Origin of the sequence: Streptomyces sp. 7N604 (genome assembly GCF_052245475.1) — a bacterium.
Classification (GTDB): domain Bacteria; phylum Actinomycetota; class Actinomycetes; order Streptomycetales; family Streptomycetaceae; genus Streptomyces.
In genome coordinates, this window is sequence record NZ_JBQQBX010000025.1 from 111,327 (window position 1) to 135,679 (window position 24,353).

Here is a 24,353-nt window from a genome sequence, read left to right on the forward strand (position 1 = left end):
GGAACGACTTCCCACAACCGGCCGGCTATTTCGCGTCCGCGTAGCACCGCACCACCGCCGTGGTGAAGGGGAAACGGACCGGGGTGTCGCCGAAGGCGACGCGGCCCGCGCGTTCGCCCGCGGCGCGCACCGCATCCGTGACCGCCTCGGCCTCCTCCTCAGGGCAGTGCACGATCACCTCGTCGTGCTGGAAGAACACCAGCTCGGCGTTCATGCCGCTCAGCGACTGGCGCAGAGCCGCCAGCATCAGCAGGGCCCAGTCGGCGGCGCTGCCCTGGACCACGAAGTTACGGGTGAAGCGGCCGCGGGCGCGCGCGTCCCGCGAGGCGTACCCGTACGTCTGCGGCCCGTACGCGTACCCGGCCTGCCCGGCCTGCCCGGCTGCGGCGGCCGCGCTCTCCTCCTGCGGCAGCCCCGCCTCGCCCGCCTCCTCCGGGTCGCCGTCCTCGGCAGCGGCCGCGGGCGGGCAGGTCCGGCCGAGCCAGGTCCTGACGAGGCGGCCCTCCTCGCCCGCGCGGGCGGCGTCGTCCACGTACGCGACGGCGGCCGGGAAGCGGCGTCGCAGATCGGCGAGGAACTTCAGGGCGTCCCCGGACGTCTGCCCGTACACCGCGCTGAGCAGGGCGAGCTTCGCCTGGTCCCGGTTGCCCGCGAAGGCACGGTCGGACAGCGCGGCGTACAGGTCGCCGCCGTGGCCCGCCACCTCCATAAGACCCGGGTCACGGGAGACCGCGGCCAGCACGCGCGGCTCCATCTGGTCGGCGTCGGCGACGACGAGCCGCCAGCCGGGGTCGGCGACGACGGCCCGGCGCACCACCTTGGGGATCTGGAGCGCCCCGCCGCCGTTGGTGGTCCAGCGGCCCGAGACGGTGCCGCCCGGCACGTACTCCGGCCGGAACCGGCCGTCCCGCACCCAGGCCGTGAGCCACGCCCAGCCGTGCGCGGTGTGCACGCGGTAGAGCTTCTTGTACGCGAGCAGGTGCGGCACCGCGGGGTGGTCGACCGCCTTCAGCTCCCAGGCCCGGGTCGAGGTGAGCTCGATGCCCTCGCGGGCGAAGGCGCGGATGATGTCGGCGGGCAGGTCGGGCCGTACGCGTACGCCACCGAAGGCCCGTGACACCTCGTCGGCCAGCTCGGCCAGCCGCTGCGGCTCCTGGACGCCCGGGTAGCGCTCGCCGAGCAGCTCGGCGAGCAGCTCGCGGTGCACATCCGCCCGCCAGGGGACGCCGGCGCGGTTCATCTCGGCCGCGACGAGCATGCCCGCCGACTCGGCCGCGGTGAGCAGCCGCATCCGGTCCGGGTGCTCGGCCGCCCGGTGTCTTCGCAGCTGGTCGGCGTACACCTCCAGCAGGGCGGTCAGCGGGTCGGTGCCGGGCGGCAGCGGCACGGGGCCGGGCTCGAAGAGGGAGGGCTGGGAATCCGCGGTCCGCGGGGGCGGGTCGTCGGGTACGGGCAGCCGGTGCAGGCGTGCCCAGGCGGCGGCGAGCGAACGCGGCCGTCCCCAGTGGCCCTCGTGGCCGGTCAGCAGCGCCTCGGCGGTCTCCACGTCGTAGCACCGCTCGACGCGGACGCCCGCGGCCAGCAGCTGCGGATGGATCGCGGCGGTCGACCGCCACACCCACCGCTCGACGTCCGGCAGCCGCGCGCGGACGGCCTCGCCGAGGCCGTCGGCGGGCACGTCGACGACCGGCCCGTCCGGCCGCCCCTCGCTGTCGAGGCCCACGAGCCGGGCGCCACCGTCCTCCGTCCCGGCCACGGCACACCGCATGGGGTGGAGTCTCGCACCGGGGTACGACAACGCGACCGCCGCCGACCACGGGCCTCAACGGCTGCGACAGCCGCCCCGCGGATGCCGGTGTCGTGGCGGGCCCCCGCGGCCCCCGCCCTCCTCGAAACAGGCCCGAGGGCCGAGGGATCCGTCTCTGCCCGGCCCTCCCTCAACCGCCGCCGGGCGGAACGCCCCAGCGAGCCTCGCGGCTCCCCCCTGCCCGCCTCCCCAACCACCCATTGACGGGCCCCCCTCCACCACCCGGCGCCCTCTGGGTCTCCGGGGTCGGGCTTCGGGAGCCCGGTTTTCGGGGAGGCGCGGGTTGGGGGAGAGGTCCGTCGCCGGGCGTCTCGATTCGTCGGGCAGCCCAAGTCGTCCGGGGCAGCAGCGAGTTGGCCGGAAGGACCGCCAACCTCAGGGCTTGTGCGAGGGACCGCCCCCGCCGCGGCCGCGTATCAGGCGGAGTGCCGCCACCGCCAGCCCGCACGCGGCCGTGACGCCCAGCGCGATCAGCCAGTTGCGCGGATAGTCCAGCGGCAGCGCTGTCGCGTTCGACGGGCTGCCCGGCCGGAGGAGCGGCGGGAGCGCGATCAGGGTCAGGCAGCCGCCGACGATCAGCGCGCCCCGGAGAGGGCCCCGTACGGCACCCCGCACCCGGCCGCCCCGCACCCCGCCGGAGGCGGCCCCGCCACTCCCCCGCGCCATCAGCGCCCTCCCGGTCGTCGCGACCAGCAGCCAGACACCCAGCACCAGCGGAGCGATCACAGCGTCGTGGAGCAGGACCGCCCCGCCCAGCCACACCACCACGTCCCCCGGATCCCTGACCCGGCCGCTCGCGAACAGGAACCATCCCCCGACCCCCATCAGGCCGAGCCCCAGCGCCCCCACCACCCACCGCAACACCCGCGTCGCCCCCATCACAGAACCTCCAGCCGCGTAACCCACTTGGTCTGCAGCACGCCCGGCCGGTTCGGCGCGATGATCCGGGCCGGGTAGCCGTGGTCGAGGGAGAGCTCCTCGCCTTTCAGCCGGAGGGCCAGGAGCGTGAGCGGGTCGCGGGCGTAGCCGCGGCCCATCTCCATCACGCGGTACGCGCCGCGCCGCTCCATCGAGGTCACGCGGATCCGGGCGCCCGGCGGCGCGCCCGCCCGTTCGAGCAGATCCCGCACGCGTACGCCCGTCCAGCGCGCCGACTTGCTCCACCCCTCCACGCACGCGATGGGCAGCGTCACCTCCCGCTGCGGCATCGCCCTCAGCTGCTCCAGCGTCAGTTCGTACGGCAGCGGGCCCGCCACCCTCAGCCGCCACTGCCCGTCCACCACCGCGCGCGTGCCGATCCCCGCCGCCACGGCCGTACGGTTGACCGGCAGGCCCTGCGGCGCGTGGTCCGGGTGGCGCGGGGCGAGCAGGTCCAGGCGCCTGAGCGGGGTGAACGACTGGCCCACCGTCACGACCGTCACCGCGCCGACCGCCGCGCCCACGGCCGCCAGCAGCGAACGGCGGTCCGTCCCCTCCAGCGCACCCGCCTCCAGCGGCGCGAGGGTTCCGGCCGAGCGGCGGCGCCAATGGACCGCGATCTCCGGGGCCTTGACGGCCACGTGCAGCAACAGCGCGCCGATCAGCACCCAGCCCACGGCGAAGTGCACCGGCACGAAGGAGAACGGCCAGGGATACCACTGCGCGACATTCAGCAGTCCGCTGAAGAGCTCGAAGACCTCCGCCGCGACGAGCACCGCCACCGAAAGGCGCTCCAGCGCATGCCGTACGGACCGCAGCGCGGGCCATACGAAGAGCCGCGGGTAGACCGTCCACAGCTTCGCGAGGAGCAGCGGGATGGCGGCGATGCCGGCAGCGACATGCAGGCCCTGGGTGACCCGGTAGCCCCACACCGGGCGGCTCGGCAGCGCGTCCTTCAGCCACTCGGGCGGCTGCTGCAGATAGTGGCTGATCAGGCCCGTCACAAAGCACACGGCGACCGCGACGGCAAGCCGGCGGCCGATGACCGTCGCCGTACGGGCGTCGTGCAGCTTCCCGCGGAAGGACGGCAGCGGCGGACGGCGCAGCAGGGGGCGGAGCCCACGGGTGGGCCGGACGTGGAGGGTCATGCCCTCCATCAGAACCCGGGACGGGGCCCTTCAGGTCGGCCCGGCACCTTACGGAATGCGGACATCGGGGCCGCGACGAGCGACCCGGCGCCGTCCCGGTGCGACGCTGAACCACGTGATCATCAGCGCCGTCCCGCCCCATGCCGCCGCCCCGCCCCGCACCGCCGCCACCCTCCGCACCGTGCTCAGCGTCACCCTGCTCGCGGCCCTCACCACCGTCCTGGCTCTGACCGTCCGCAGCGACATCTTCCACAGCGACCCGGCGAAGCTGACGGCGTGGTACGCGGCGGCCTGGGCGCTCTTCGCCGCGGCCGCCTGGGCCGTACGGAAGGTGCCCGCGCGGCGCGCGGCGCTGCTGGTGCTGGCCGGGGGCGTGGCCGTCGCCGCCACGGGCCTGCTCGCGCCGCCGCGCACGAGCACGGACGCGTACCGCTACGCCTGGGACGGCCGGGTGCAGGCCGCCGGCATCTCGCCGTACGACCACGCGCCCACCGACCCGGCGCTCGCACGGCTGCGGGACGGCTGGCTGTTCCCGGCAGGCGACGCGTGCAGCGGCCCGGACCGCGCCCGCATCCCGGCCTCCCAGGGCGAGGTCCGCTGCACACGCCTCAACCGCCCGACCGCGCACACCATTTACCCGCCGGTGGCCGAGGGCTACTTCCTCCTCGTCCACGAAGTCTCGCCCGCGGACGCCCGGTTGAAGCCACTGCAGGCAGGGGGCGCGCTGCTGTCGGCCGGGACAACCGCCGCCCTGCTGATCATCCTGCGGCGCCGCGGCCGGAGCCCGCAGCTCGCGGCGTACTGGGCATGGTGTCCGGCCGTCCCCCTGGAGGCGGTGAACAACGCGCACGCCGATGTCCTGGGCGCCTTCCTCGCGGTCGCCGGTCTCGGGGTCGCCGGTCTTGCAGCGCGAGCCACTCCCCGCTACAGAGCAAAGGCCATCGGCGGCGCGCTGCTCGGCGCGGCGACGGCCGTGAAGCTGCTGCCCGTCGTCGTCCTCCCCGGCGCTCTGTCCGGCGTCCTCGGCAGAGGCCCGGCGTCAGCGCGGGAACGGCTCCGGACCGCAGCCGCCGTCCTGCTGCCCGCGGCCGCCGTCCTCGCGCTCGGCTACCTCCCGTACGTCCTGGCCTCCAGCTCCTCCGTCCTCGGCTATCTCCCGGGCTACGCGCAGGAGGAGGGCTACGAGGACCCGTCCGTCAAGAACCGCTTCGCGCTCCTCCGGCTCATCCTCCCCGACTCATGGGCGCAGGCCGCGGCCGCCGCCGTCCTGCTGATCGTCGTCCTGGGCGTGCTGCGCCGCGGCGACCCCGAACGCCCCTGGCAGGGCGCCCTGGTGGTGACCGGCGCGGCCTTCCTGCTGCTGACGCCCGGCTATTCCTGGTACGCGCTGCTGGTCGTGGCGCTCGTCGCGCTCGACGGCAGGTGGGAGTGGCTCGGCATCGCGCTGGCGGGGGCGGCCAAGTACGTGGCGGGCCGGGCTGTCCCGGACAGCGATACCGTCGGCACGTGGGCGTACGCGGTGGCAGCAGCCGCCGTCCTCGCGGGCTGGGCGCTGCGGAGCCGCGGCCGTAGGGACTGATTTTCGCGGGTCCGCGTTGGCAGTTGTTGACGGGTAGGGCGACAGGCCGCGGCCGCCGGACGGCGTGAGGGGCCGGGGCGGGGGTGGTCCCGGCAGGGGCGTAAAGCGTGATTTGTGGGCCGGCTTTCCGGCGGCCCACACACGACAACGCGACCGTGCCGGCCCGTAAATCATGCAGCCCCAGAGGGACCACTCCCGCCCCGGCCCCGACCGCGCACACACCCGGCGCACCGCCCCCGCCCGCCCAGGCGCAGCCGTCACGGCTCCGGCGTGTAGACCGCGAACGCCCCGCCCTGCGGGTCGAAGAGTCCCGCCACCCGCCCCGTGCCCGGGATGTCCATCGCCGGGTAGCCCACGCGCCCGCCGAGCTTCGCAGCCGTGTTGACGGCCGCGTCGACGTTCAGCACCGCGAAGTAGAGCGTCCAGTGCGGCGGCAGGCCCTCGGGGTAGCGCTCGTCCATCTTCACCATGCCGCCGAAGTTCTCCCCGCCCACGCCCCAGTGGACGTACTCCTCGCCCTCGGTGCTCCAGCCGAAGACGGACGAGTAGAACGCCTCGGCCGCGGCCGTGTCCCGCGTGGCGAGCTCCACCCAGCACAGCGTCCCCGGCTCGTTCAGCCGCGCCGCCCCCCGGAACGTACGGGCCTGCCACAGCGTGAACACCGCACCGCCCGGATCGGCGGCCACCGCGAACCGCCCCAGGTCGAACACGTCCCCCGGATCCATCAGGACCGAGCCGCCCGCCTTCCGGATGTCCCCGGCCGTCTCGTCCGCGTCCGCCACGGCGACGGACATCGTCCAGGCGACCGGCTGCCCCTCCTGCTGGATCGGCGAGAGCCCGGCCACGGGTTCGTCGTCCAGCAGCAGCATGGTGTAGCCACCGGCCTCGGGGCGGGGGTCGGTCTCGGCCCGCCAGCCGAAGAGACGGCTGTAGAAGGCGGCAGCGCCTTCGGGGTCCGAGGTCCCCAACTCGGCCCAGCAGGGCGCGCCGAGCACCGGCTCGGTGATCTTCACGGGACTACTCCTCACGCACGACGGCCGTGGCTCCTCCTGACACTCTCACGCAGTGGATGACCACGCAGCGCGAAGCAAAACCCTTACGCTGCCATCTCCTACGGCCCCGCCCCCGGGAACTCACTCCTCTCTGTCCGGCCCCTGCGCGTCCGGCCCTTGCGCACGGACCTGATGAACGTGCTCAAGCGAGTCGCGCAGATCCTTCAGCCAGCTGTCCGCGTTGCGCTGGACCAGCCGTACGCACCAGGACAGGGCGTCGCTGCGGCTGCGGGCGACCCCGCCCGCGATCAGCGTGTCGAGCACCTGGCGCTCCGGCTGGCGAAGCCGGGTCATGACCGGTGCCGAGACATTGGTGTAGACGGCCCGGCGGCCACCGCATTCCACGCCCCACGACACCTTGCGCCCGTAGCGCCGCTCGGCCTCCCGGGCCACGGCGATGCGGTCGTCGCGCGTGCGCTCCCGGAACTCCGCGATCCGCCCGTCGAGCGCCGCCTCGCGCTCCGCTTCCGGCGCATCCGCGGGCAGCTCCGGCTCCGGGATCCGGCCGATGACGGTGATCTCTTCCCGGTCGACTGTCACATCCAGCAGTTCGAGGAAGAGCCCGTCCGGCAGCCGCCCGGCGAACCAGCCACGCAGTGCGTCTCTCTGCTCTGCCGTAATCATGTAATCAAGGTTACGCCGTAGGGGCGCGCCAGACCAGAGTCGTGCCGCCGCCGGGCGGGGAGGACAGCTCCAGCTTTCCGCCGAGCTGCTCGGCCCGCTCCGCGAGGTTGCGCAGACCGCTGCGCGGGGCGTCGGCGGTGATGCCCACGCCGTCGTCGCTGACCGTGATCGTGAGGTACGAGGAACCGGCCTCGAGGGCCACATCCACGTGGCGGGCGTGCGCGTGCCTGGCCGCATTGGTCAGCGCCTCCGAGAGCACCGCGACGGCGTGGTCCGCGATCTCCCTCGGCACCTGGGTGTCCAGCAGGCCCTCCATCCGCAGGCTCGGCGCGAACCCCAGGACGGAAACCGCCTCCCCTACGGTGCGCACCGCACGCGCCCGGAGGTTCTGGCCCGAGCCCGTCTCCCGGGACCGCAGGCCGAAGATCGTCGACCGGATGATCTTGATCGTCTCGTCCAGGTCGCCGACCGCGCGCAGCACCCGCTCCGAAGCCTCGGGGTGCTGAATGATCCGCTCGGCGCTCTGCAGTGTCATGCCCGTGGAGAAGAGCCGCTGAATGGCCAGGTCGTGGAGGTCGCGGGCGATGCGGTCACGGTCCTCGAGCAGCGTGATCTGCTCGGCGTCGCTGCGCCGGTCGGCCAGCTCCATGGCCACGGCGGCCTGCCCTGCGAACCCGAGCAGCGGCTGGATCTCCTCCCCCGTGAACACCGGCCCTCCGGCCACGCGCACCAGCATCACGACGCCGCGCATCTCATCGCCCGTGCCGATCGGCACCGCCACGGCGGGACCGAGCCCCGCGAAGCGCTCGGACCCCTGTGTGACCCGCGGGTCATTGCGGACATCGGTGCTGGTCACCGGCTTGCCGGCGGAGAGCGCCTCGCCCCTGAGCGTCCCCTCGACCGACAGCACCAGACCGCGGTGGGTCTCCGCATGCTCACCGATCGCCAGCTCCACCGCCATGGTGCCGGTGTCCTTGACCGGCACGGCCACCACCGCGAGAGCGGCACCGGTGATCTCCTTCGCCTGCTCCGCGACCAGGCCGATCACCTCGTCACGCGGCCGGCCGGACAGCAGACTGCTGGTGATCTTCCCGCTGGCGCGCACCCAGCGCTCACGGCGCTTGGCCTCCTCGTACAGCCGGGCGTTGTCGATCGCCACACCGGCCGCCACGGCCAGCGTCGACAGAACGGCCTCGTCCTCGGCGTCGAACTCGGCATCGCCCCGCTTCTCGGTCAGGTAGAGGTTGCCGAAGACCTGGTCGCGGACGCGGATCGGGACGCCGAGGAAGCTGCTCATCGGCGGGTGGTTGGGCGGGAAGCCGTACGAGGCGGGGTGGTCGGCGATCCGGGGCAGCCGCAGCGGCTCGGGGTGACGGATGAGCTCGCCCAGGATGCCGTGCCCGGACGGGTAGGGCCCGATCGCCCTGATCTCCTCCTGGGTCACCCCGACGGTCAGGAACTGCGACAGCTTCCGCCCGTCGGGGCCGATGACCCCGAGCGCCGCGTACTCGGCATCGACCAGCACCGCCGCGGCCTCGGTGATCCGGCGCAGCACCTGCTCCAGCTCCAGCCCGCGGCCGACCGACAGCACGGCCTCCATCAGCCGGTGGATCCGGTCGCGCGTGCCCCGCACCACGTCCAGCCGGGTCTGCACCTCGTCCAGCAGCTCGTCGAGCCTCAGCTGCGGCAGCTTCTCGCGGTCCTCACGCGCGCGTTCCTCCCCGCCGAACGGCTCCCGGCCGTACTCTTCCCGGCCGTGCGCCGCCCCGCCGTGCGCGTCCCCGGCACGTCCCGCGCTGCCCAAAGTGATCCCTCCGGGTGAACGACCGCCCTTCGGACCGGGGCCAGAGCAACCCCACCCTCCATTCTCACGCCAACGGCCAAGCATGGCTTGCGGAGCCGGAGCCGGAGCCGGAAGCATGGTTCGCGGAGCCGGGCGTCGCAGCATCGCTCGCGGAACCGGGCGTCGCAGCATCGCTCGCGAAGCCGGGCGTCGGTCCGGCCTGCCCTTCCCTGCCTGGCCATCCCGCACGGGGTGGCGCACGCTGTTCACGTGAGCACGAAGGTCTTCCTCCTCGACGACCACGAGGTCGTACGGCGCGGGGTGCGCGACCTGCTCGACGACGAGCCGGACATCACGGTGATCGGCGAGGCGGGCACCGTCGCGCACGCGCTGGTACGCATCCAGGCCCTGCGCCCGGATGTCGCGATCCTGGACGTGCGACTGCCGGACGGGGACGGGGTCAGCGTGTGCCGGGAGCTGCGCTCGCGGATGCCGGAGCTCGCCTGCCTGATGCTCACCTCGTTCGACGACGAGGAGGCGCTGCTGGACGCGATCATGGCGGGTGCCGCCGGCTATGTGCTCAAGCAGATCCAGGGGTCGGACCTGATCACCGCGGTCCGTACGGTCGCCTCCGGCAAGTCGATGCTGGATCCGAGCACCACGGCGAAAGTCCTGGCGCGGCTGCGCGGAGCGGATGAGGAGGAGCCCTCTCCGGCGGAGATGCCGCAACTGACCGAGCGCGAGCGGGAGATCCTCGGCCTGATCGGCGAAGGGCTCACCAACCGGGAGATCGGGCTGCGGCTCCACCTCGCCGAGAAGACGGTCAAGAACCACGTCTCACGGCTGCTGGCCAAGCTGGGAGTGGAGCGGCGCGTCCAGGCGGCGGTCATCGCCACACAGGCGCAGGACCGCCGGGAGTTCCAGGAGCGGGAGTTCCAGGAGCGGCACGGCCCCGAGTAGCCCGCGTCCGACGGACCATGGCGCCCTTCGGAGGGCTTCACCCATGGCAGGGTTCACCCGTCGCAAGGCTCCACCCATCGCAGGGTTCACCCGTCGCAAGGCTCCACCCATCGCAGGGTTCACCCTCGCAGGGCCCCGCCCGTCACGTGGCTTCACAGCTTGGCGAGGGCGCCCTCGACGGTGTCGTGCAGGTCGAAGTAGCGGGACAGCCGCGCGAGCCGCAGAACCCGCGGCACGGACGGATCACCGATCACGAGCGAGAGGCGCCCGTCGCGCTCCGCGGTCCGGCGCCGGACTCGTACCAGCATCGAGAGACCGCTGGCGTCGATGAAGCTCACCCTGCGCATGTCCAGCACGAGGCGCGGTTCCGTACCCTCCGTCAGCACGTCCAGATAGTCCGAGATCCCCGGGGTGTTCAGGACGTCGAGCTCCCCGCGGAGTTCCACGACGGCCTGCTTGCCCATGATCCGCTGGCCCACGAACTCGGCGTGCCTGTCCTGCCGCCTGTCCTCAAGCATGGCCATCACCGCACTTCATCACGTATCTATGGCGTCGTTGTCGGTCGAGTCGAGGTCATGGGTGCGGAACCACCGCCACCGGGCACCGGGCGTGATGGATCACCGCATGGGCGATGGGCCCGAGGTGCGTACCGCGACGGCCGGGGCCGTGCACCCGGCGGCCGACGACCACAAGGCCGGACCGGGCCGCCGCTTCCACCAGGCGATGGCCCGCCCGCCCCGTCACCGCCTCTTCCCCGACCTCGACGTCGGGGAATTTGCTCCGCCACGGCTTCAGCACCTCGGTCAGCACGCTGCGCTGCTCCGCCTCGAGCCGAGGGTCGATCGTGGGGCCGGGAAGGCCCGCCGCGTACCGGTGCACGGGCGGGACGTCCCAGGTGTACGAGGCTCGCAGCGGCACCCGCCGGCGGTCGGCGGCTTCGAAGGCGAACTCGATCACCTCGTCGGAGGGGCGGAGCGCATCCAGCCCGAGCACCACCTCACGGCCCGCCCCTCCCGCCCCTGGGGCACGCCCCGGTTCGCTCTCGCCCTGCTCGCCGGGGCGGACCAGCACCACGGGCCGCTCGGCCCCGGCGAGGATCTCGAGACCGGTCGAACCGAGCAGGAAGCCGATGAAGCCGCCGAGCCCGCGGGAGCCGAGCGCGAGCATCTCGGCGTGCGCGGCGGAGGAGAGAAGCGCCTCGACGGGGGTACCGGGAACCAGTTCGGCCGTGACGGCCAGGTCCGGGTGCAGGCCGGTGATGCGCTCTTCCGCCTCGTGCAGGAGGCGAGCCGCCCAGTCCCGTTGGGTCTCATCGGACGGGACGACGGCTCCGGGGTGGACCTTCCACTCCCATGCCTGCACGAGCCGGAGGGACGTACCGCGCAGCAGCGCTTCCTGGGCAGCCCAGTCCGCCGCGGCCAGGCTCTCCAGAGAACCGTCCACGCCTGCGGCGATGGGTCCGGCCAACGCGCCACCTCCAGGTTCTGTCCCTGCGCCTATCAGCCTCGGGCCGCGGGCGCGCCGCGGCGATGGGGCACACGGCCCTCTCCGGGACCGACCGGCCCAACCCGCGGCGGCCGGGCAGGGGCCGGTCGGCCCGGCAGGGTGCCCGGTCAGCCCCTCGGCGGAGCCGGAGGCGGAGGGGGACGCTGGAGACGTACGGGCGGTGGACAGCTCGTACGGAGCCGAGAAGGGTGAGCCGTACGCCGGAAGGGAGCGCGAGATGACCGGCGTGATCACCAGAGGCGGGGTGCTGGCCGCTCTGCCCGCGGACCATCTGGATCCGCTCATGAACCTCGCCCGGGAGGTCTCGTTCCCGGCCGGTGTCCGCATCATCGAGGAAGGCAGCCGGGCCGACCGCTTCTGGGTCATCCGCTCCGGAAGCGTCGCCCTCGACATCCGCGTCCCGGGGCGGCGCGCGGCCACGGTGGAGGAGATCGGCGCGGGCGAACTCCTCGGCTGGTCCTGGCTCCTCCCGCCCCGCCACTGGCACCTGGGCGCGGAGGCGGAGAGCGAGGTGTGGGCCTACGAGTTCGACGGGCCCGCGGTGCGGACCCTGTGCGAGAAGGACCCGGTGCTCGGCATGGCACTCGCCATCGAGGTCGCCGACGCCATCGCGCAGCGCCTGATGGCGTCCCGTACGCGGCTGCTGGACCTGTACGGACCCAACGGCAGCGGCCCGAAGTGGTAAGCCACCCGCCCCAGTTCGGTCGCACCCCCTCGGCCGCGAGGCTCGGGGCACGAAGATCGAGCCGCTCGCCGCATGAGGCGGGCCTGGTCCGCATGGCAATGGCTCGCCGCCGAGGCGTGGTGCCGCGGCTACTGCTCAACCGGCGCGCTGCCGACGGTTCACCCAGGCCAGGCGAAGGCTGCGCGAGGCTAGGCGATCCATGTGCTCGTCAGGGCCTGCACGGCCGAGCCGTCGCCGTCCGTGAGCTTCACGGCGGTGAAATCGCGCGCGGTATCCGAGGTCTGCACCCGGAAGGCGGGCTGCTCGGCCTCCAGCAGCTCGACGATCGGTGCCGCCGCGCCAGGCGGCGTCTGCGCGGCGGCGAAGGCGTCGCGGGTGCGGGCCAGGTAGGCGGCCAGCGCGGGCGCATACGGGCCGGCCTGCTCCACCACGGTGTCGCGGCCGCCCACGTTGCTGACGAACTCGCTGGCCACCGCACCCGGCTCGACCACGCTGACGGCCACGCCGACCGTCGCCGCGGCCGGGGCGAGCGACTCCATGAAGCCCTCGACGGCGAACTTGGCCGCGCAGTACGCCTCGTTGAACGGCTGGCCGACCACGCCGCCGACGCTGGTCACGGTCACCACGCGGCCCTTGCTCGCACGCAGCATGGGCAAGGCCGCCTTGGTGACGTGCAGGACGCCGAAGAAGTTGACCTCCATGACGGCGCGCACGTCCTCGACACTCTCCTGCTCGAGCGTGCCAAGGTGGCCGGCGCCGGCGTTGTTGACCAGCGCGTCCAGACGGTCGAGGCCGGCCAGGCAGGCTGTGACAGAGGCCGGGTCGGTCACATCCAGCGCGCGGACTTCGACGCTCACCCCGGCCGCCTCGGCCGCCGCCAGCAGCCCGCCCGCCTTGGTGGTATCGCGCATGGTGGCGACGACGCGCCAGCCGCTCTGTGCGGCGGCGACGGCGGTGGCGAGGCCGATGCCCGAGGAGGTGCCGGTGATCAGGACGGTCTTGATGCTCATCTTTCGGCAATCCTTTACTTACGAATCGCCTCCCGCTCGGCGGCGAGCACCTTCTGCGCCGACCCCTTCGGCAGGTCCAGACGGCGGGCCTGGAGTTCGAGCAGCAGGACCGGCTCAAGCTCGGCGTCGTCGAGCGCCTCGCCGCCCGCAAGCCCTCCAGCGCATCGACCCGGCGAGCGAGGGGCAGGCCAAACCTGGCCGGGAGCGGGGAGGTGAGCGCTCTTCCTGGCCCGGCCTTCCGCTTCCGCGACGGCAAGGCGCACGCTGGAGGTGAGGCCGCTCCGCCGTCCCGGCCGGCGGGCTCCGTCCGGGGCAGCCTCGCCACTCTCATGGACTTCGGCGGTCGTGGGAGGGGAGGAGCGAGATGACCGAGCAGACCACCAGCAGCCCGCCCTGGCATGTGGTCGGGGACTGGTTCGACACCTGCAAGTGCGCCATACCGTGCCCCTGCACGTTCGCCCAGCCTCCGACCGAGGGTGATTGCGAGGGCGTGCTCGCCTGGCACATACGCGAGGGCCGATACGGGGATGTCCCGCTCGACGGTCTGAATGTCCTGATGCTCGGGTCCTTCACCGGCAACCCATGGGAGGGAACCCACACGGACGCGTACGCCGCCGTCTTCGTCGACGAACGCGCCGACGATCAACAGCGCGCCGCGCTCGGAGCGATCTTCGGCGGTGAGGCCGGCGGCTGGCCGCAGCAGTTCAGCGAAATCTTCGGCGCCGAGATGCGCGGCATGGACGTCGCCCCCATCACCATCGAGATCGACGACGAACTGGGGGCCTGGAGCGCCGAGGTCCCCGGGCGTGTTACCGCCCGCGCCGAGGCCCTCACCGGTCCCACGACTCCCGAGGGCGCGCGGGTCCAGGTTCACAACGCCCCCGGTTCCGAGGTCGGCCCCGGCCAGATCGCCACATGGGGCCGGGCCACCACGGACGAAGCCGACGCCTTCGGCTTCAGCTGGAGCCGCAGCGGCAAGTCCAGCAAGCACTTCCCCTTCGACTGGAGCGGCCCCGACTGACGTACGGCGGGCGCTCAGTGCGGTCGGACCATCGTTGAGTCCATCGACGGCTCCGACATCTGCAGTCCTGGCAGCAGCCAGTCGTGGAACGGGGCCAGCGCGCCCAGGGCGAGAAAGGCCAGACCAACCGCCCAGGTGAGCCACGGGCCGCGCCGCCACAGCTTCTCCAGGAAGATCACCGCTGCCAGGCCGGCCATGGCTGCCACGTTCATCACACCGAGTGGAACGAGGACGATCATCAGGCCCCAGCAGCAGCCCACGCAGTAAAGCCCGTGGTGCGCGCCCACACGCAGGTCGCGGGCCCACGGCCGGAATTGCGCGTACCGCATCAGGTGCGACATCGGATTGCGGCAGTGCAGGAGACAGACGCGCTTCAGGGGCCCGAATTGGTACAGCCCCGCGAGCAGAAACGCAGCCGCGCCCAGCCAGCGGCCTGCCTCGGGGGCGTCGTCCACCAGACGCGCGGCGGCTGCCAGGACTCCGTAGGCGAGCAGACCGAATACCGTCCAGGCGAGCAGGTAGCCCCCGGCGAACTCGGCGATCCGAGCGGCGCGGACCGCACCGGCCGACTGACGGCCGATCGCACGCGCCCAGGTGATGGCCACCGGTGCGACCGACGGGAACATCATCGCCACCATCATGGTCACCCACAGCAGCAGAAAGAGTGGCAGCGCCAGACCCATCGTTCCCGGCTCCATGCCCATGTCGCGGGACTGGGCGACGGTGAGTACCCATGCCAGCGCGGCGAGCAGAGCCATCAAGATCCACGCCATGGCCAGATCACGCCGCGGCAGCAGGAATCCGGGCTGTGTCGGTGCTGGGGCGGCGATGCGGACGTGCAGCATGGCGCTCCTCCCAGGGGCCCGCTCTGCCGTGGTCACCAGACGCTTCACAACCGGGTGCCCGGCAATGTCGACCGCGGCCCACGATGGGGTGAGAAGTCGGCCCGACTCCTCCAGCAGATCACAGACGGTTGTGTTGCAAAACCGAAGGAGGGAGGAGCCGGGCCATAGCGCCCGTCAGCGGTCCAAGGGCTGGAAGCGGCGGAGCCGCAGGCTGTTGGAGACCACGAAGACCGAGGAGAAGGCCATGGCCCCGCCGGCGATCATCGGATTGAGCATGCCGAGCGCGGCCAGCGGCAGCGCCGCGACGTTGTAGGCGAAGGCCCAGAACAGGTTGGCCTTGATCGTACGGAGGGTGCGCCGGGCCAGCCGGATCGCGTCCGCCGCCGCCCGCAAGTCCCCGCGTACCAGGGTCAGATCGGAGGCGGCGATCGCCGCGTCGGTGCCCGTGCCCATCGCCAGGCCCAGGTCGGCCTGGGCGAGGGCCGCGGCGTCGTTGACGCCGTCGCCGACCATGGCCACCACCCGGCCCTGCTGCTGGAGGCGTTCGACCTCGGCGACCTTGTCCTCGGGATGGACCTCGGCGATCACTTGGTTGATACCGACGTCGGCCGCCACCGCGCCGGCGGCCGCCGTGTTGTCGCCGGTGAGCAGGACTGGCGTGAGGCCGAGCCGCTTGAGGTCGGCCACCGCCTCGGTACTGGTCGCCTTGACGGTGTCGGCGACCACCAGCGCGCCGCGCACCTGTCCGTCCCAGGCGGCGAAGACGACCGTCCGGCCGTTGGCTTCGGCCTCCTTCTGCGCGCGCCGAAGCTCCTCGGGCAGCGACAACCCTTCCTGCTCCTCCAGCCAACGGGCCCGACCGGCACGGACCGTACGGCCCTCAACCTGCCCGGTCACGCCCCGCCCCTGCGTATTGGCGAAGCCGGCCACCGCAGGCAGCGCGCCCAGCCGCTCCCGCGCGGTGTTCGCGATGGCGGTGGCGATCGGGTGCTCGCTGGCGTCCTCCAGACCGCCGGCCAGCCGCAGCACCTCGGCCGCGTCCTCACCGTCGGCCGTTACGACGTCGACCAGCCGCATCCTTCCCTCGGTGACCGTGCCGGTCTTGTCCAGGACGACGGTGTCGATCCGCCGGGTCGACTCCAGCACCTCCGGCCCGCGGATCAGCAGCCCGAGCTGCGCGCCACGCCCGGTGCCGACCATCAGCGCGGTCGGTGTGGCCAGCCCGAGCGCGCACGGGCAGGCGATGATCACCACGGCGATGGCCGCCGTAAGCGCGGTCGCCGCCGCGGCTCCGGTCCCCAGCCACACACCGAACGTGCCTACGGCGAGGGCGATGACGACCGGGACGAACACCGCCGAGATCCGGTCCGCAAGGCGCTGTACCTCGGCCTTGCCGGTCTGCGCCCGCTCCACCAGCGCGGCGATCTGCGCCAGCTTGGTGTCCGCCCCGATGCGGGTCGCGCGGACGACGAGTCGGCCGTGGCTGTTGACGGTGGCGCCGGTGACCGGCGAGCCGGGCTCGACCTCCACCGGCACGCTCTCCCCGGTCAGCAGCGACTCATCGACCGCCGACGCGCCCTCGACGACCTCCCCGTCCGTGGCGATCTTCTCCCCGGGCCGCACGACGAACAGATCCCCGACCACCAACTCCTCAACGCGGATACGCACTTCGGAACCATCGCGGAGCACCGCGACGTCCTTGGCGCCCAGGTCCATCAGCGCCCGGATCGCCTCCCCGGCCCGCCGCTTGGCCCGCGCCTCGAAGAACCGCCCGGCCAGTAGGAACGCCGTCAGCACGACGGCGACCTCCAGATACAGGTGCTTCCCACCGACGGCCAGGGCGCCCGCGCTCCACAGATACGCAGCCAGCACGCCCAGCGACACCAGGGTGTCCATGGTCGCCGAGCCATGCCGCACATTCACCGCCGCCGCCCGGTGGAACGGCCACGCGCCCCACGCCACCACCGGCGTAGCCAGCGCCAGCGCCACCCACTCCCACCCGGCGAAATGCACCGCGGCAACCATCGATATGACCACCACGGGCAGTCCGAGCAGCGCCGAGACGATCAGGCGGCGCCGCAGCCCGGCGACATGCGCCTGCTCGGCATCGATGGCCTCGCCTTCCTCCGTCTCAGGCGCGCCGCCCCCGGCCACCTCGGCGCCGTAGCCGATGGCCTCGACGGCAGCAACCAGCTCCGCCACCTCAACCGCCGGGTCCTCGCGGGTGACATGCGCGGTCGCCGTCGCCAGGTTCACCGTCGCGCTCACGCCAGGCAGCTTGCCCAGCTTCCGCTCGACCCGCGCCACGCACGAGGCGCAGGTCATCCCGGTGATCGCCAGCTCTATGGGGCGGTCAGTTCCGGTGCCGGTAGTGCCGGTAGTGCCGGTCGTCGTCGACATCGTGGAGGTTCCTTCCCGCTTCATTCTCGGCCCGCCGGTGTGACTACGGCGAAGCCCTGCCCGGTGGCGGGCCGCCGGCCCAGTTCACCGATGGACGGGCGGCGCAGCACGTGTGGCGGCTGGTGGTCGATTCCGGTCGCAGAGAAGTAACTGTTGAACGGGCTGGCCCCGAAGCAGGCGTGCTCGCCCCGCTCCATCACGGCCGCGCATGCGGTATTCAACGGCTCCACGGTCATCGCCGGGCGGCCGTCCCCTTGATCCGTCCTCATGTCCGCACGGTAGAACCTTGCCCTAAGGGCAAGGTCAAGCCCACACTGAAGATACGACCCACGAACGGAGCCCCGTCATGCTCACCGTCGGCCGCATTGCCGCCCAGACCGGACTCAGCCCCAAGGCCGTCCGCCTCTACGAGGCCAATGGCCTGATCGACCCTCCCGAGCGCACCTCCGCCGGCTACCGCACCTACACCGACGACGCCGTGCCCGTCCTCGGCTTCATCCGCCGGGCCCAGGCCCTCGGCCTCAGCCTGAAGGAGATCAAGCGCATCCTCGACCTTCAACGCCACGGCCAGCAGCCCTGCGACCTCGTCATCAGCCTGCTCGACGAACACCTCGCCCAGGTCGACCAGCGCATCGCCGACCTCCAAGCCCTGAAGAAGACCCTCCAGGACGCCCGCCACGTCGCCGACCAGGCCGCCGGACGCGGCGAGCCCGGCGTGATCTGCCCGATCATCGAATCCACCCCCGTCGCGCCCGAGGACGCATGACACTCCTCCGCGCGCGGGCACCCTCCGGGAGACACGGTTTCCTGAATTCAGGCTCGGTATCGCCAGTTTTTTGGTGCTGACCGTCGCCTCCGAGGTCGAGGTGCTCGCGCGCTTCGGCCGCGCCCTCGCCGACCCGATCCGCTGCCGACTGCTCCTCTCCGGCCACGCCCTCGACGACCTGCGCACCCCCGTCGTCGCCGTGGAAACCGACCGTGCCTGCGTGGACGCGGACGAGACGCGACTCCGGGCTGGTCTTGGGCCGACCCGATCGCCGCCCTCGCCATCGCCGCCGTCGCCGTCGGAGAAGCGCTGAACGCCTGGCGTGGCGACGCATTTCTACTGGTCGACCCGGCGGCGCCGGCCGCCGGACTCACCGAGCGAATCGTCCTCGTCTCGGTCATGGCTGCCAACAACGAGACCGGGGCCCTCCAGCCCACGACCACACGCCCTCACCCGTACTCAGCACCATGGGCCTGGCCGACGGGCAGAGCCTCACCGCACTCCGCCTTTCCCTCGGCCGCTGGACCACCGCCGCCGACATGGACCGCACGGTCGAGCTGCTGACCGCCGCCTGCACCAGAGTCCGCCCTCTTCAGCAGGCGGGGGCGCTGCTCCGGCCTCCTGCGGCGCGGGTGACGCGGCCGCTCAGCTCGCGGAGATAGTCAGCGAGCTGGGGCGGCTCGTGCACCTCGAACTCGCAGCCCAGCGCGGCCAGTCGGAGGGCCAGCCACTCCAGGGAGTCGGCCTCGGTGCGCAGCACGCAGGCGTTCTCGCCGGCCGCCTCGAGGCCGGTGGCGGCGTCGCCGAGGCGAGGGGCGAGTTCCTTGTACGGGGCGTGGAGTGTGGCCACCGCCTCGTACGTGGGGCGGTCCTCGGTCATCCGGGCGGCGAGGTAGGCCGCGGCGTCCTTGGCCGGGAGTTTGCGCGGCGCCCCGCGGACGCCGGTCAGGAACGGCTTGGTGATGCGGTCGACGCGGAAGATTCGCCAGTCGTCGCGGTCGTTGTCGTAGGCGACGAAGTACCAGCGGCGGCCCGCCGAGACGAGTCCGGCGGGCTCGACGAGGCGCTTGGTCTCGGTGCCGTCCGCGGCGCGGTAGCCGAATCGCAGCTTTTCGCCGCCGGCGGCTCCGGTGGCGAGCACGGTCAGTACGTCGGGGTCGATCTGAGGGCCCTGCCACCGGGTGAGCGGGGTGGTGGCGTTGCCGAGGATGGTCACACGGCGGCGAAGCCGGGAGGGCAGCACCTGCTCGAGCTTGGCGAGGGCGCGTACGGACGCCTCGGGAAGACCCGTGACTGTGTGTCCCGCGGCGCTGCGCAGTCCGACGGCAATGGCGACGGCCTCGTCGTCCTCGAGCAGCAGCGGGGGCATGGCCTTGCCGGCGACGAGTCGGTAGCCCCCGACCGCGCCCCGGGCGGCCTCCACGGGATAGCCGAGGTCGCGCAGCCGGTCGATGTCGCGGCGGATGGTGCGGGTGGTGACGCCGAGTCGCTCGGCGAGCTCGCTGCCGGGCCATTCGCGCGGTGTCTGCAGCAGGGAGAGGAGGTTCAGCAGTCGTGCCGGGGTGTCTGTCGTCATGAGTCCCAGATTGCTCAGCATTTAGGACGAGATCTGTCCTATACGGGCTCTAGCTTAGCGCGCATGGAAACGAAGACGCAGGAGAATTCCCTGCCCAGCGGCACTTCCGCCGCCACCGACCGGCGCCGCTGGATCGCGCTTGCCGTCCTCCTCACCGCCTCGTTCATGGACCTCGTGGACGCCACGATCGTCAACATCGCGATCCCCAGCATCCAGCGCGGCATAGGCGCCTCGTTCAGCGCCGTCCAGTGGATCACCGCTGGGTACGCCCTCGCCTTCGCCGTCGGGCTGATCACTGGCGGGCGGCTTGGCGACATCTTCGGGCGGAAGCGGATCTTCCTGCTCGGCATCGGAGGCTTCACCCTCGCCTCGCTGCTGTGCGGAATCGCGGCCGACCCCGGGATGCTCGTCGCCTCCCGTGTGCTGCAGGGCACGATGGCGGCACTGATGGTGCCGCAGGTGCTGAGCATCATCCACGTCACCTTCCCAGCGCACGAGCGTGGCAAGGTCTTCGGGATGTTCGGCGCCGTCGTCGGACTCGGCGCGGTCTCCGGCCCCCTGCTGGGCGCGCTGCTCACGCAGTGGAACCTCCTCGGCCTGGAGTGGCGGCCGATCTTCCTCATCAACCTCCCGGTCGGCATCACGGGACTCGTCCTCGGCCGCCGGTACATCACCGAGTCCACCGCCCCGAACGCGCTGCGACTCGACCTGGGCGGCGTTGTCCTTGCCACTGCGGGACTGCTGATGCTGCTCTACCCGATCACCATGGGCCACGAGAACGACTGGCCGGTGCTGGGCTTCGTTTCGATGGTGGCGAGCGTGCCGATGCTGGCGGTGTTCGTGGCGTACGAGCGGCACAAGAAGCGCAAGGACGGGGCACCGCTGGTCGAGCTGTCGCTGTTCAAGGTGAAGAGCTTCGCCGCGGGTATCGGCGTGCAGGTGGCGTTCAGCACCACGCTGGGCATCTTCTTCCTCGTCTGGACCCTCTACATGCAGATCGGCCTGGGCTGGAGCCCGCTGCACGCCGGGCTGACGGGCCTGCCGTTCACCGTGGCATGCTCCGCCGCCGCCGGGGTGTCCGTGCAGCTGTTCACCCCGCGCTTCGGCAGTCGCCGGGTGCTGCAGACCGGCGCGGTGCTCCTCGCCCTGGGTGCGCTGCTCTACCTGTGGGAGGCCGACCGGTACGGCACGGCCATCGCCTCGTGGCAGATGGCGCTGCCGCTGATCGCGATGGGCGGCGGCATGGGCCTGGTCTTCGCACCGCTGACGGACGCGGTGCTCTCCGGGGTGCCGCAGCAGCACGCGGGCTCGGCATCAGGGCTCATCAACACCACCAATCAGCTGGGCATGGCGCTCGGCCTCGGGGTGACCTCCGTGGTGTTCTTCGGCGCCATGGACGAGTCCCTCGCACCGCGAGCAGGTGGGCCGGAGTTCGTGGGCGCGTTCAGCAACGCGATGGGGTGGGTCGTCGCGGTGCTGGGTGCGGTGTTCCTGCTGATGTTCGCGCTCCCCAAGCAAGTGCGGCCGCACGACGACCTCACGGCGGACGGGGGCGAGCACCCCGGGGCGAAGCCCGAGCCGGAGCTCGCCGGCGCCTGACGCCCGTCCAGCACAGTAGCGGGCGGTTCCCTTGCCGAATGCGGGGGAACCGCCCCGAGCGCAGCGGCATTGACTGGAACATCGTCTTCCTGCTCCTCGGGATGAGGTCGTCGTCGGAGTGCTCAAGAAGACTGGCAACGTCTGTTTCAGGCCTCGTCGGCGTGCGGCCTCTCGGTGCCGGACGAGTGGTGGGTGAGCACCCCGGACTGGAATGTCTGCAAGGCCTGGGGGCGTTGCATGGTGTCCACGGTGAGGTGGAGCCGCGTGCTGCCGTCGTGGCCTGCCGGGTAGCTGCGCTGTTCGGTGCCGGCGAAGCGGTGACGGAGCACTTCGGCTACTTTCCGGGCCGCTTCCGGCGACGCGGCGACGATGCGGACCTCGGCGAGCCCGGGCGCAGACGCCGACTCGTCCGAGCTCACGGTGCCGGCCTCTCGGTCCGAAGCGGTGACCCGGCTGCGGCCTGGGGAAGCGAGCAGCCGTCGCGAGCGCGTCATGCCTCCCGCCGGCTCCTTCGCCGACCGCGGTCGCCGACGGCTTCTGACCGGTTGCTTCTGGCGAGCGCGAGCCCTTCCGGCGGGCGGACCGGCGGTGTCGCCGGTCTTCTCCAGCGGCTCGGTGGCCCGGCGGCGGTACGGCAGGAGGTCGCCGTACCGGAAGGCGGCGATGCGCTGGTTGTGCTGGCCGTTCAGAGCGTGGATCAGAAGTACTCCTGCAGCGATCATCACGAGGATCACGGCCACGGTGATGGCGGTCGTCATCGTTCTCACATCCCTTGGGCGGAGCCGGGAAGCCTGGCCGGATTCCCGGGACGGGACGGCACGGTGCCGCCTTCCGACTCCCACTCCGCCTCCCCGCCACGGTCGGCCTCCGTGGCGCTGAGGGCCTCCTCGTTCGCCATCAGAGCGGTGGCGGTGAGGTGGCCCCGTGGCTCGGTTGCGGCTGCCATCAGCCGGGCGGCGGCGGCCTCTCCGGTCCCCGGCGGGATCACCAGCAGGTCCCAGCGGCCCGCGGTGTAGGAGAGCAGCAGCAGCTTGTGCGGGTCCTGCTCAGCCGCGAACCATCCCACGTGCACCACGTGCCCGGCGACGGGCACCTTCCGCGGGATCACGGGCCAGAGTGTGGGATTCACTGCGATCCGGGTGATCCGCCCCCAGCGGCGATCCAGTACGTCGATCATGGCGGGGAGTTCACGTGCGAGATCGTGCGAGTAGGGCCACCAGGCGCCGTCCAGAAGTCCTGGGCCGGCATCGTCCGGGGCCAGAGACAGGCGGGCCGGTCGCGAGGACGCGCGCTCGCCAGTGGTCGGAGTGTGCTCGGTGGTCGCGGTCATGGCGCGGACCTGCCTCCGGGAGCGTTTCCGTCTGCCCGGCATAGTTGTTCGCCGCGAACGACCCCGACATGAAAGTCGCGGCACGAAGTGCTCCCGGTAATTCAAGCCTACTCCGGCGGAGACCCGGCCAGGCCCTGATTGGCCTGCTGGTTCCGCGGATCTGCCCAGGGACGGGACGGTCTCACCGCGGGTACCGTGGAGGCAGTGCCGAGGACGCATGCATGTCGGCAACCGTGCCGACGTCGTTCCCGGCAGTGAGCGGGCCCCGCCGGGCTCCGCGGACGGGCGGCGCACCATGATGGCCGGCTTCGAAGACTTCACAAACTCATCCCGCCCCAGACTGCTGCCGGATGCCGTCCACCAGCACGCGGAGCCCGGCGCGCTTCTGTTGAGGCTGGAGACGAGGCGGACCCGTGAAGGAATTCTCGATGGCGCCTGGTGGCCGCGCTCCCGTGACGTCGGCGATCAGCTGCCCGGCTTGATCAGTGCCCTGACCGAGCATTTGGGCCCCATCACCCGCGTGGGCCTGGACGCGAGTGCCTGGGATGAGGTCCCGGTGCGCCTGATCATCGATGACCGGGTCGTACACATCGACTGGTACCCGGTCGGCGACGACACGGTGCTCATCACCCGTGGCGATCAAGACTATTTCCTGCTGCTCGTGGTCCCGCCGGAGGCAACCCCGTCGGCGGCACGGGAGGCGATGTCCAGGGCCGTACAGGCCGACAACGTCACACAGGCCGAGCAGATCCTGATCGACACCAGCATCAATCCCACGCGTACGAGTCGCCCGGCGGAGCGGAACACCGACCGGGAACGCGCCGAACCGGACTGAAGTCCGACGTGAAAACGACCCCGGCGCATTCACACCGGGGCCGTCCCTTCCAGGTCATCGCACGTGAGAGTGCAAAGACCCACTGCAACACTACGCCGACGAGGCCGGAGCACCCCCTCATTCCTGCTCCTCCTCTTTGGCCTCCATGACACGGATACCTTGATGGGTCAGCATGACCATGGCGGGTGTATTGCCCGCCGCCCAGTCGACCGTGACCAGACCTTCGCCCTCCAGATACGTGCAGGCGGCGGCGATGTCCGCGTCGGGGATGCCGAGATCGTCACGCAACTTCGACCCAGTGACCCCCAGAAGGCGATTTCCCTCTGCGGTCTCGTAAAGCCCCTGCATGATCTTCTCGCGGTACGCCTTCCGCTCGGCAAGAGATGCCATGGCCCTCACCTTCTGAGGACGCTACGCCCCCAGCTCAACGCTAGGCCGTCAACCGATCGACGGCGACTCATCGGGCCGCGGAATTCTCGACACCACCAGGCTGTGGCGAGGGGCCTTGGCCGGCGCGTTTGCCGCATCTCCGAGCGCCGTCCCGTTCCGGCTGGTGCACGGTGCCGGCGCATGGGCTCGGGGCCCCGGCGGCAGTCGGACAGAGCGTTCCGGAAGTGTGCCGTGGCTGTCGCGTCAGCGCTCGACCTCGTAGTTGTGCAGGCGTTCGGCCAGCGGGAGAGGAGTCTCCCCGAGTCCGGTGACGGACCCGCTTGCCATGCGCGCGCACACCCCCTCGCAGGCGAGCAATTGCTTGTTGCCGTGGTGCGAGACCACCTTCGCGTCCGTGTCCGGCGCCTGCCGGTAGTCGGTGCGGCAGACGACGCAGACCAGCCCGGCCATCATCTCCTCGGTCGGTTCGGCACGACTATGACGGCGGTTTGAGATCGCGTCAGGTGAATACATGCGCAG

25 protein-coding genes and 1 pseudogene are annotated in these 24,353 nt (G+C 72.0%); 8 read left to right on the plus strand and 18 right to left on the minus strand.

What is annotated here, in order from left to right; genetic code table 11:
* Nucleotides 1–25: 25 nt before the first annotated feature.
* The 3 genes from ACTWP8_RS26390 to ACTWP8_RS26400 form a co-directional block, all read right to left on the minus strand.
* Entirely contained in the window at nt 26–1,768 is a 1,743-nt protein-coding gene (locus tag ACTWP8_RS26390; protein ID WP_443324603.1) for a bifunctional 3'-5' exonuclease/DNA polymerase, read from the minus strand.
* A 414-nt stretch (nt 1,769–2,182) separates the two neighbouring features.
* Nucleotides 2,183–2,686, minus strand: coding sequence for a hypothetical protein (locus ACTWP8_RS26395; RefSeq protein ID WP_443324604.1), 504 nt, complete (start codon nt 2,684–2,686; stop codon nt 2,183–2,185).
* Nucleotides 2,686–3,873 (minus strand): molybdopterin-dependent oxidoreductase, encoded by a 1,188-nt coding sequence (locus ACTWP8_RS26400; protein ID WP_443324605.1) that lies wholly within the window; start codon nt 3,871–3,873, stop codon nt 2,686–2,688. The genes ACTWP8_RS26395 and ACTWP8_RS26400 overlap by 1 nt, the downstream gene beginning before the upstream one ends.
* A gap of 106 nt (nt 3,874–3,979) precedes the next feature.
* On the opposite strand from ACTWP8_RS26400, the gene ACTWP8_RS26405 reads away from it, so the two are divergent.
* On the plus strand, nt 3,980–5,452 hold the full coding sequence (locus ACTWP8_RS26405; RefSeq protein ID WP_443324633.1) for a glycosyltransferase 87 family protein: 1,473 nt from the start codon (nt 3,980–3,982) through the stop codon (nt 5,450–5,452).
* Between the two features lie 257 nt (nt 5,453–5,709).
* Here ACTWP8_RS26405 and ACTWP8_RS26410 read toward each other — a convergent pair whose 3' ends face one another.
* The 3 genes from ACTWP8_RS26410 to ACTWP8_RS26420 all read right to left on the minus strand — a co-directional run bounded on the left by ACTWP8_RS26410 (nt 5,710) and on the right by ACTWP8_RS26420 (nt 8,818).
* Nucleotides 5,710–6,465, minus strand: a complete 756-nt coding sequence (locus ACTWP8_RS26410) for a VOC family protein (protein ID WP_443324606.1) — start codon at nt 6,463–6,465, stop codon at nt 5,710–5,712.
* Nucleotides 6,466–6,585: 120 nt separating this feature from the next.
* Nucleotides 6,586–7,128 (minus strand): hypothetical protein, encoded by a 543-nt coding sequence (locus ACTWP8_RS26415; protein WP_443315663.1) that lies wholly within the window; start codon nt 7,126–7,128, stop codon nt 6,586–6,588.
* Nucleotides 7,129–7,138: 10 nt separating this feature from the next.
* The gene (locus tag ACTWP8_RS26420) at nt 7,139–8,818 is read right to left on the minus strand and encodes a sensor histidine kinase (protein WP_443324634.1); all 1,680 of its coding nucleotides are present in this window, start codon (nt 8,816–8,818) and stop codon (nt 7,139–7,141) included.
* Between the two features lie 363 nt (nt 8,819–9,181).
* Here ACTWP8_RS26420 and ACTWP8_RS26425 point away from each other — a divergent pair, with 363 nt between their 5' ends.
* Nucleotides 9,182–9,871 (plus strand): response regulator, encoded by a 690-nt coding sequence (locus tag ACTWP8_RS26425; protein WP_443324607.1) that lies wholly within the window; start codon nt 9,182–9,184, stop codon nt 9,869–9,871.
* Nucleotides 9,872–10,023: 152 nt separating this feature from the next.
* Here the strand turns inward: ACTWP8_RS26425 and ACTWP8_RS26430 are convergent, their stop codons facing one another.
* Both ACTWP8_RS26430 and ACTWP8_RS26435 read right to left on the minus strand, forming a co-directional pair.
* Nucleotides 10,024–10,395, minus strand: a complete 372-nt coding sequence (locus ACTWP8_RS26430) for an STAS domain-containing protein (RefSeq protein ID WP_443324608.1) — start codon at nt 10,393–10,395, stop codon at nt 10,024–10,026.
* A gap of 49 nt (nt 10,396–10,444) precedes the next feature.
* Complete coding sequence (locus ACTWP8_RS26435; protein WP_443324609.1) at nt 10,445–11,338, minus strand: universal stress protein; 894 nt, start codon at nt 11,336–11,338, stop codon at nt 10,445–10,447.
* Nucleotides 11,339–11,594: 256 nt separating this feature from the next.
* Between ACTWP8_RS26435 and ACTWP8_RS26440 the strand changes: the two genes are divergently transcribed.
* The gene (locus ACTWP8_RS26440) at nt 11,595–12,062 is read left to right on the plus strand and encodes a cyclic nucleotide-binding domain-containing protein (protein WP_443324635.1); all 468 of its coding nucleotides are present in this window, start codon (nt 11,595–11,597) and stop codon (nt 12,060–12,062) included.
* 188 nt (nt 12,063–12,250) lie between these two features.
* On the opposite strand, the gene ACTWP8_RS26445 is transcribed toward ACTWP8_RS26440, so the two are convergent.
* Nucleotides 12,251–13,072, minus strand: a complete 822-nt coding sequence (locus ACTWP8_RS26445) for an SDR family NAD(P)-dependent oxidoreductase (protein WP_443324610.1) — start codon at nt 13,070–13,072, stop codon at nt 12,251–12,253.
* 14 nt (nt 13,073–13,086) lie between these two features.
* Nucleotides 13,087–13,335 carry a hypothetical protein gene (locus tag ACTWP8_RS26450; protein ID WP_443324611.1) on the minus strand — a complete coding sequence of 83 codons (249 nt, stop codon included), beginning with the start codon at nt 13,333–13,335 and terminating at the stop codon, nt 13,087–13,089.
* 101 nt (nt 13,336–13,436) lie between these two features.
* Here ACTWP8_RS26450 and ACTWP8_RS26455 point away from each other — a divergent pair, with 101 nt between their 5' ends.
* Nucleotides 13,437–14,093, plus strand: coding sequence for a DUF1326 domain-containing protein (locus ACTWP8_RS26455; RefSeq protein WP_443324612.1), 657 nt, complete (start codon nt 13,437–13,439; stop codon nt 14,091–14,093).
* 14 nt (nt 14,094–14,107) lie between these two features.
* Here ACTWP8_RS26455 and ACTWP8_RS26460 read toward each other — a convergent pair whose 3' ends face one another.
* The 3 genes from ACTWP8_RS26460 to ACTWP8_RS26470 all read right to left on the minus strand — a co-directional run bounded on the left by ACTWP8_RS26460 (nt 14,108) and on the right by ACTWP8_RS26470 (nt 17,607).
* Nucleotides 14,108–14,938, minus strand: a complete 831-nt coding sequence (locus ACTWP8_RS26460; protein WP_443324613.1) for a DUF2182 domain-containing protein — start codon at nt 14,936–14,938, stop codon at nt 14,108–14,110.
* A gap of 174 nt (nt 14,939–15,112) precedes the next feature.
* A complete protein-coding gene (locus tag ACTWP8_RS26465; protein WP_443324614.1) occupies nt 15,113–17,338 on the minus strand; it encodes a heavy metal translocating P-type ATPase in 2,226 nt (741 codons plus the stop codon).
* Nucleotides 17,339–17,358: 20 nt separating this feature from the next.
* Entirely contained in the window at nt 17,359–17,607 is a 249-nt protein-coding gene (locus ACTWP8_RS26470) for a tRNA-dependent cyclodipeptide synthase (RefSeq protein WP_443324615.1), read from the minus strand.
* Nucleotides 17,608–17,684: 77 nt separating this feature from the next.
* On the opposite strand from ACTWP8_RS26470, the gene ACTWP8_RS26475 reads away from it, so the two are divergent.
* Nucleotides 17,685–18,104, plus strand: coding sequence for a heavy metal-responsive transcriptional regulator (locus ACTWP8_RS26475; protein WP_443324616.1), 420 nt, complete (start codon nt 17,685–17,687; stop codon nt 18,102–18,104).
* A gap of 73 nt (nt 18,105–18,177) precedes the next feature.
* Nucleotides 18,178–18,339: pseudogene (locus ACTWP8_RS26480) on the plus strand (transcriptional regulator); the annotation flags it as partial.
* 357 nt (nt 18,340–18,696) lie between these two features.
* Here ACTWP8_RS26480 and ACTWP8_RS26485 read toward each other — a convergent pair.
* Nucleotides 18,697–19,680, minus strand: a complete 984-nt coding sequence (locus tag ACTWP8_RS26485) for a helix-turn-helix transcriptional regulator (RefSeq protein WP_443324617.1) — start codon at nt 19,678–19,680, stop codon at nt 18,697–18,699.
* 63 nt (nt 19,681–19,743) lie between these two features.
* On the opposite strand from ACTWP8_RS26485, the gene ACTWP8_RS26490 reads away from it, so the two are divergent.
* The gene (locus ACTWP8_RS26490) at nt 19,744–21,279 is read left to right on the plus strand and encodes an MFS transporter (RefSeq protein ID WP_443324618.1); all 1,536 of its coding nucleotides are present in this window, start codon (nt 19,744–19,746) and stop codon (nt 21,277–21,279) included.
* Between the two features lie 146 nt (nt 21,280–21,425).
* Here the strand turns inward: ACTWP8_RS26490 and ACTWP8_RS26495 are convergent, their stop codons facing one another.
* Both ACTWP8_RS26495 and ACTWP8_RS26500 read right to left on the minus strand, forming a co-directional pair.
* The gene (locus ACTWP8_RS26495; RefSeq protein WP_443324636.1) at nt 21,426–21,698 is read right to left on the minus strand and encodes a hypothetical protein; all 273 of its coding nucleotides are present in this window, start codon (nt 21,696–21,698) and stop codon (nt 21,426–21,428) included.
* Nucleotides 21,699–22,042: 344 nt separating this feature from the next.
* A complete protein-coding gene (locus tag ACTWP8_RS26500; RefSeq protein WP_443324619.1) occupies nt 22,043–22,609 on the minus strand; it encodes a DUF5994 family protein in 567 nt (188 codons plus the stop codon).
* Between the two features lie 298 nt (nt 22,610–22,907).
* Between ACTWP8_RS26500 and ACTWP8_RS26505 the strand changes: the two genes are divergently transcribed.
* Nucleotides 22,908–23,444, plus strand: a complete 537-nt coding sequence (locus tag ACTWP8_RS26505; protein ID WP_443324637.1) for a DUF5994 family protein — start codon at nt 22,908–22,910, stop codon at nt 23,442–23,444.
* A 117-nt stretch (nt 23,445–23,561) separates the two neighbouring features.
* On the opposite strand, the gene ACTWP8_RS26510 is transcribed toward ACTWP8_RS26505, so the two are convergent.
* Both ACTWP8_RS26510 and ACTWP8_RS26515 read right to left on the minus strand, forming a co-directional pair.
* A complete protein-coding gene (locus tag ACTWP8_RS26510; RefSeq protein ID WP_443324620.1) occupies nt 23,562–23,834 on the minus strand; it encodes a hypothetical protein in 273 nt (90 codons plus the stop codon).
* 243 nt (nt 23,835–24,077) lie between these two features.
* Nucleotides 24,078–24,347, minus strand: coding sequence for a hypothetical protein (locus ACTWP8_RS26515; protein ID WP_443324621.1), 270 nt, complete (start codon nt 24,345–24,347; stop codon nt 24,078–24,080).
* Nucleotides 24,348–24,353: the final 6 nt, after the last annotated feature.

What these genes read in the sequence shown, in the direction of transcription:
- ACTWP8_RS26390 (WP_443324603.1), bottom strand. Translation starts at nt 1,768, where the DNA reads ATGCGGTGTGCCGTGGCCGGGACGGAGGACGGTGGCGCCCGGCTCGTG.
- ACTWP8_RS26395 (WP_443324604.1), bottom strand. Translation starts at nt 2,686, where the DNA reads ATGGGGGCGACGCGGGTGTTGCGGTGGGTGGTGGGGGCGCTGGGGCTC.
- ACTWP8_RS26400 (WP_443324605.1), bottom strand. Translation starts at nt 3,873, where the DNA reads ATGACCCTCCACGTCCGGCCCACCCGTGGGCTCCGCCCCCTGCTGCGC.
- ACTWP8_RS26415 (WP_443315663.1), bottom strand. Translation starts at nt 7,128, where the DNA reads ATGATTACGGCAGAGCAGAGAGACGCACTGCGTGGCTGGTTCGCCGGG.
- ACTWP8_RS26430 (WP_443324608.1), bottom strand. Translation starts at nt 10,395, where the DNA reads ATGGCCATGCTTGAGGACAGGCGGCAGGACAGGCACGCCGAGTTCGTG.
- ACTWP8_RS26440 (WP_443324635.1), top strand. Translation starts at nt 11,595, where the DNA reads ATGACCGGCGTGATCACCAGAGGCGGGGTGCTGGCCGCTCTGCCCGCG.
- ACTWP8_RS26445 (WP_443324610.1), bottom strand. Translation starts at nt 13,072, where the DNA reads ATGAGCATCAAGACCGTCCTGATCACCGGCACCTCCTCGGGCATCGGC.
- ACTWP8_RS26455 (WP_443324612.1), top strand. Translation starts at nt 13,437, where the DNA reads ATGACCGAGCAGACCACCAGCAGCCCGCCCTGGCATGTGGTCGGGGAC.
- ACTWP8_RS26460 (WP_443324613.1), bottom strand. Translation starts at nt 14,938, where the DNA reads ATGCTGCACGTCCGCATCGCCGCCCCAGCACCGACACAGCCCGGATTC.
- ACTWP8_RS26465 (WP_443324614.1), bottom strand. Translation starts at nt 17,338, where the DNA reads ATGTCGACGACGACCGGCACTACCGGCACTACCGGCACCGGAACTGAC.
- ACTWP8_RS26470 (WP_443324615.1), bottom strand. Translation starts at nt 17,607, where the DNA reads ATGAGGACGGATCAAGGGGACGGCCGCCCGGCGATGACCGTGGAGCCG.
- ACTWP8_RS26475 (WP_443324616.1), top strand. Translation starts at nt 17,685, where the DNA reads ATGCTCACCGTCGGCCGCATTGCCGCCCAGACCGGACTCAGCCCCAAG.
- ACTWP8_RS26485 (WP_443324617.1), bottom strand. Translation starts at nt 19,680, where the DNA reads ATGACGACAGACACCCCGGCACGACTGCTGAACCTCCTCTCCCTGCTG.
- ACTWP8_RS26490 (WP_443324618.1), top strand. Translation starts at nt 19,744, where the DNA reads ATGGAAACGAAGACGCAGGAGAATTCCCTGCCCAGCGGCACTTCCGCC.
- ACTWP8_RS26500 (WP_443324619.1), bottom strand. Translation starts at nt 22,609, where the DNA reads ATGACCGCGACCACCGAGCACACTCCGACCACTGGCGAGCGCGCGTCC.
- ACTWP8_RS26505 (WP_443324637.1), top strand. Translation starts at nt 22,908, where the DNA reads ATGGCCGGCTTCGAAGACTTCACAAACTCATCCCGCCCCAGACTGCTG.
- ACTWP8_RS26510 (WP_443324620.1), bottom strand. Translation starts at nt 23,834, where the DNA reads ATGGCATCTCTTGCCGAGCGGAAGGCGTACCGCGAGAAGATCATGCAG.
- ACTWP8_RS26515 (WP_443324621.1), bottom strand. Translation starts at nt 24,347, where the DNA reads ATGTATTCACCTGACGCGATCTCAAACCGCCGTCATAGTCGTGCCGAA.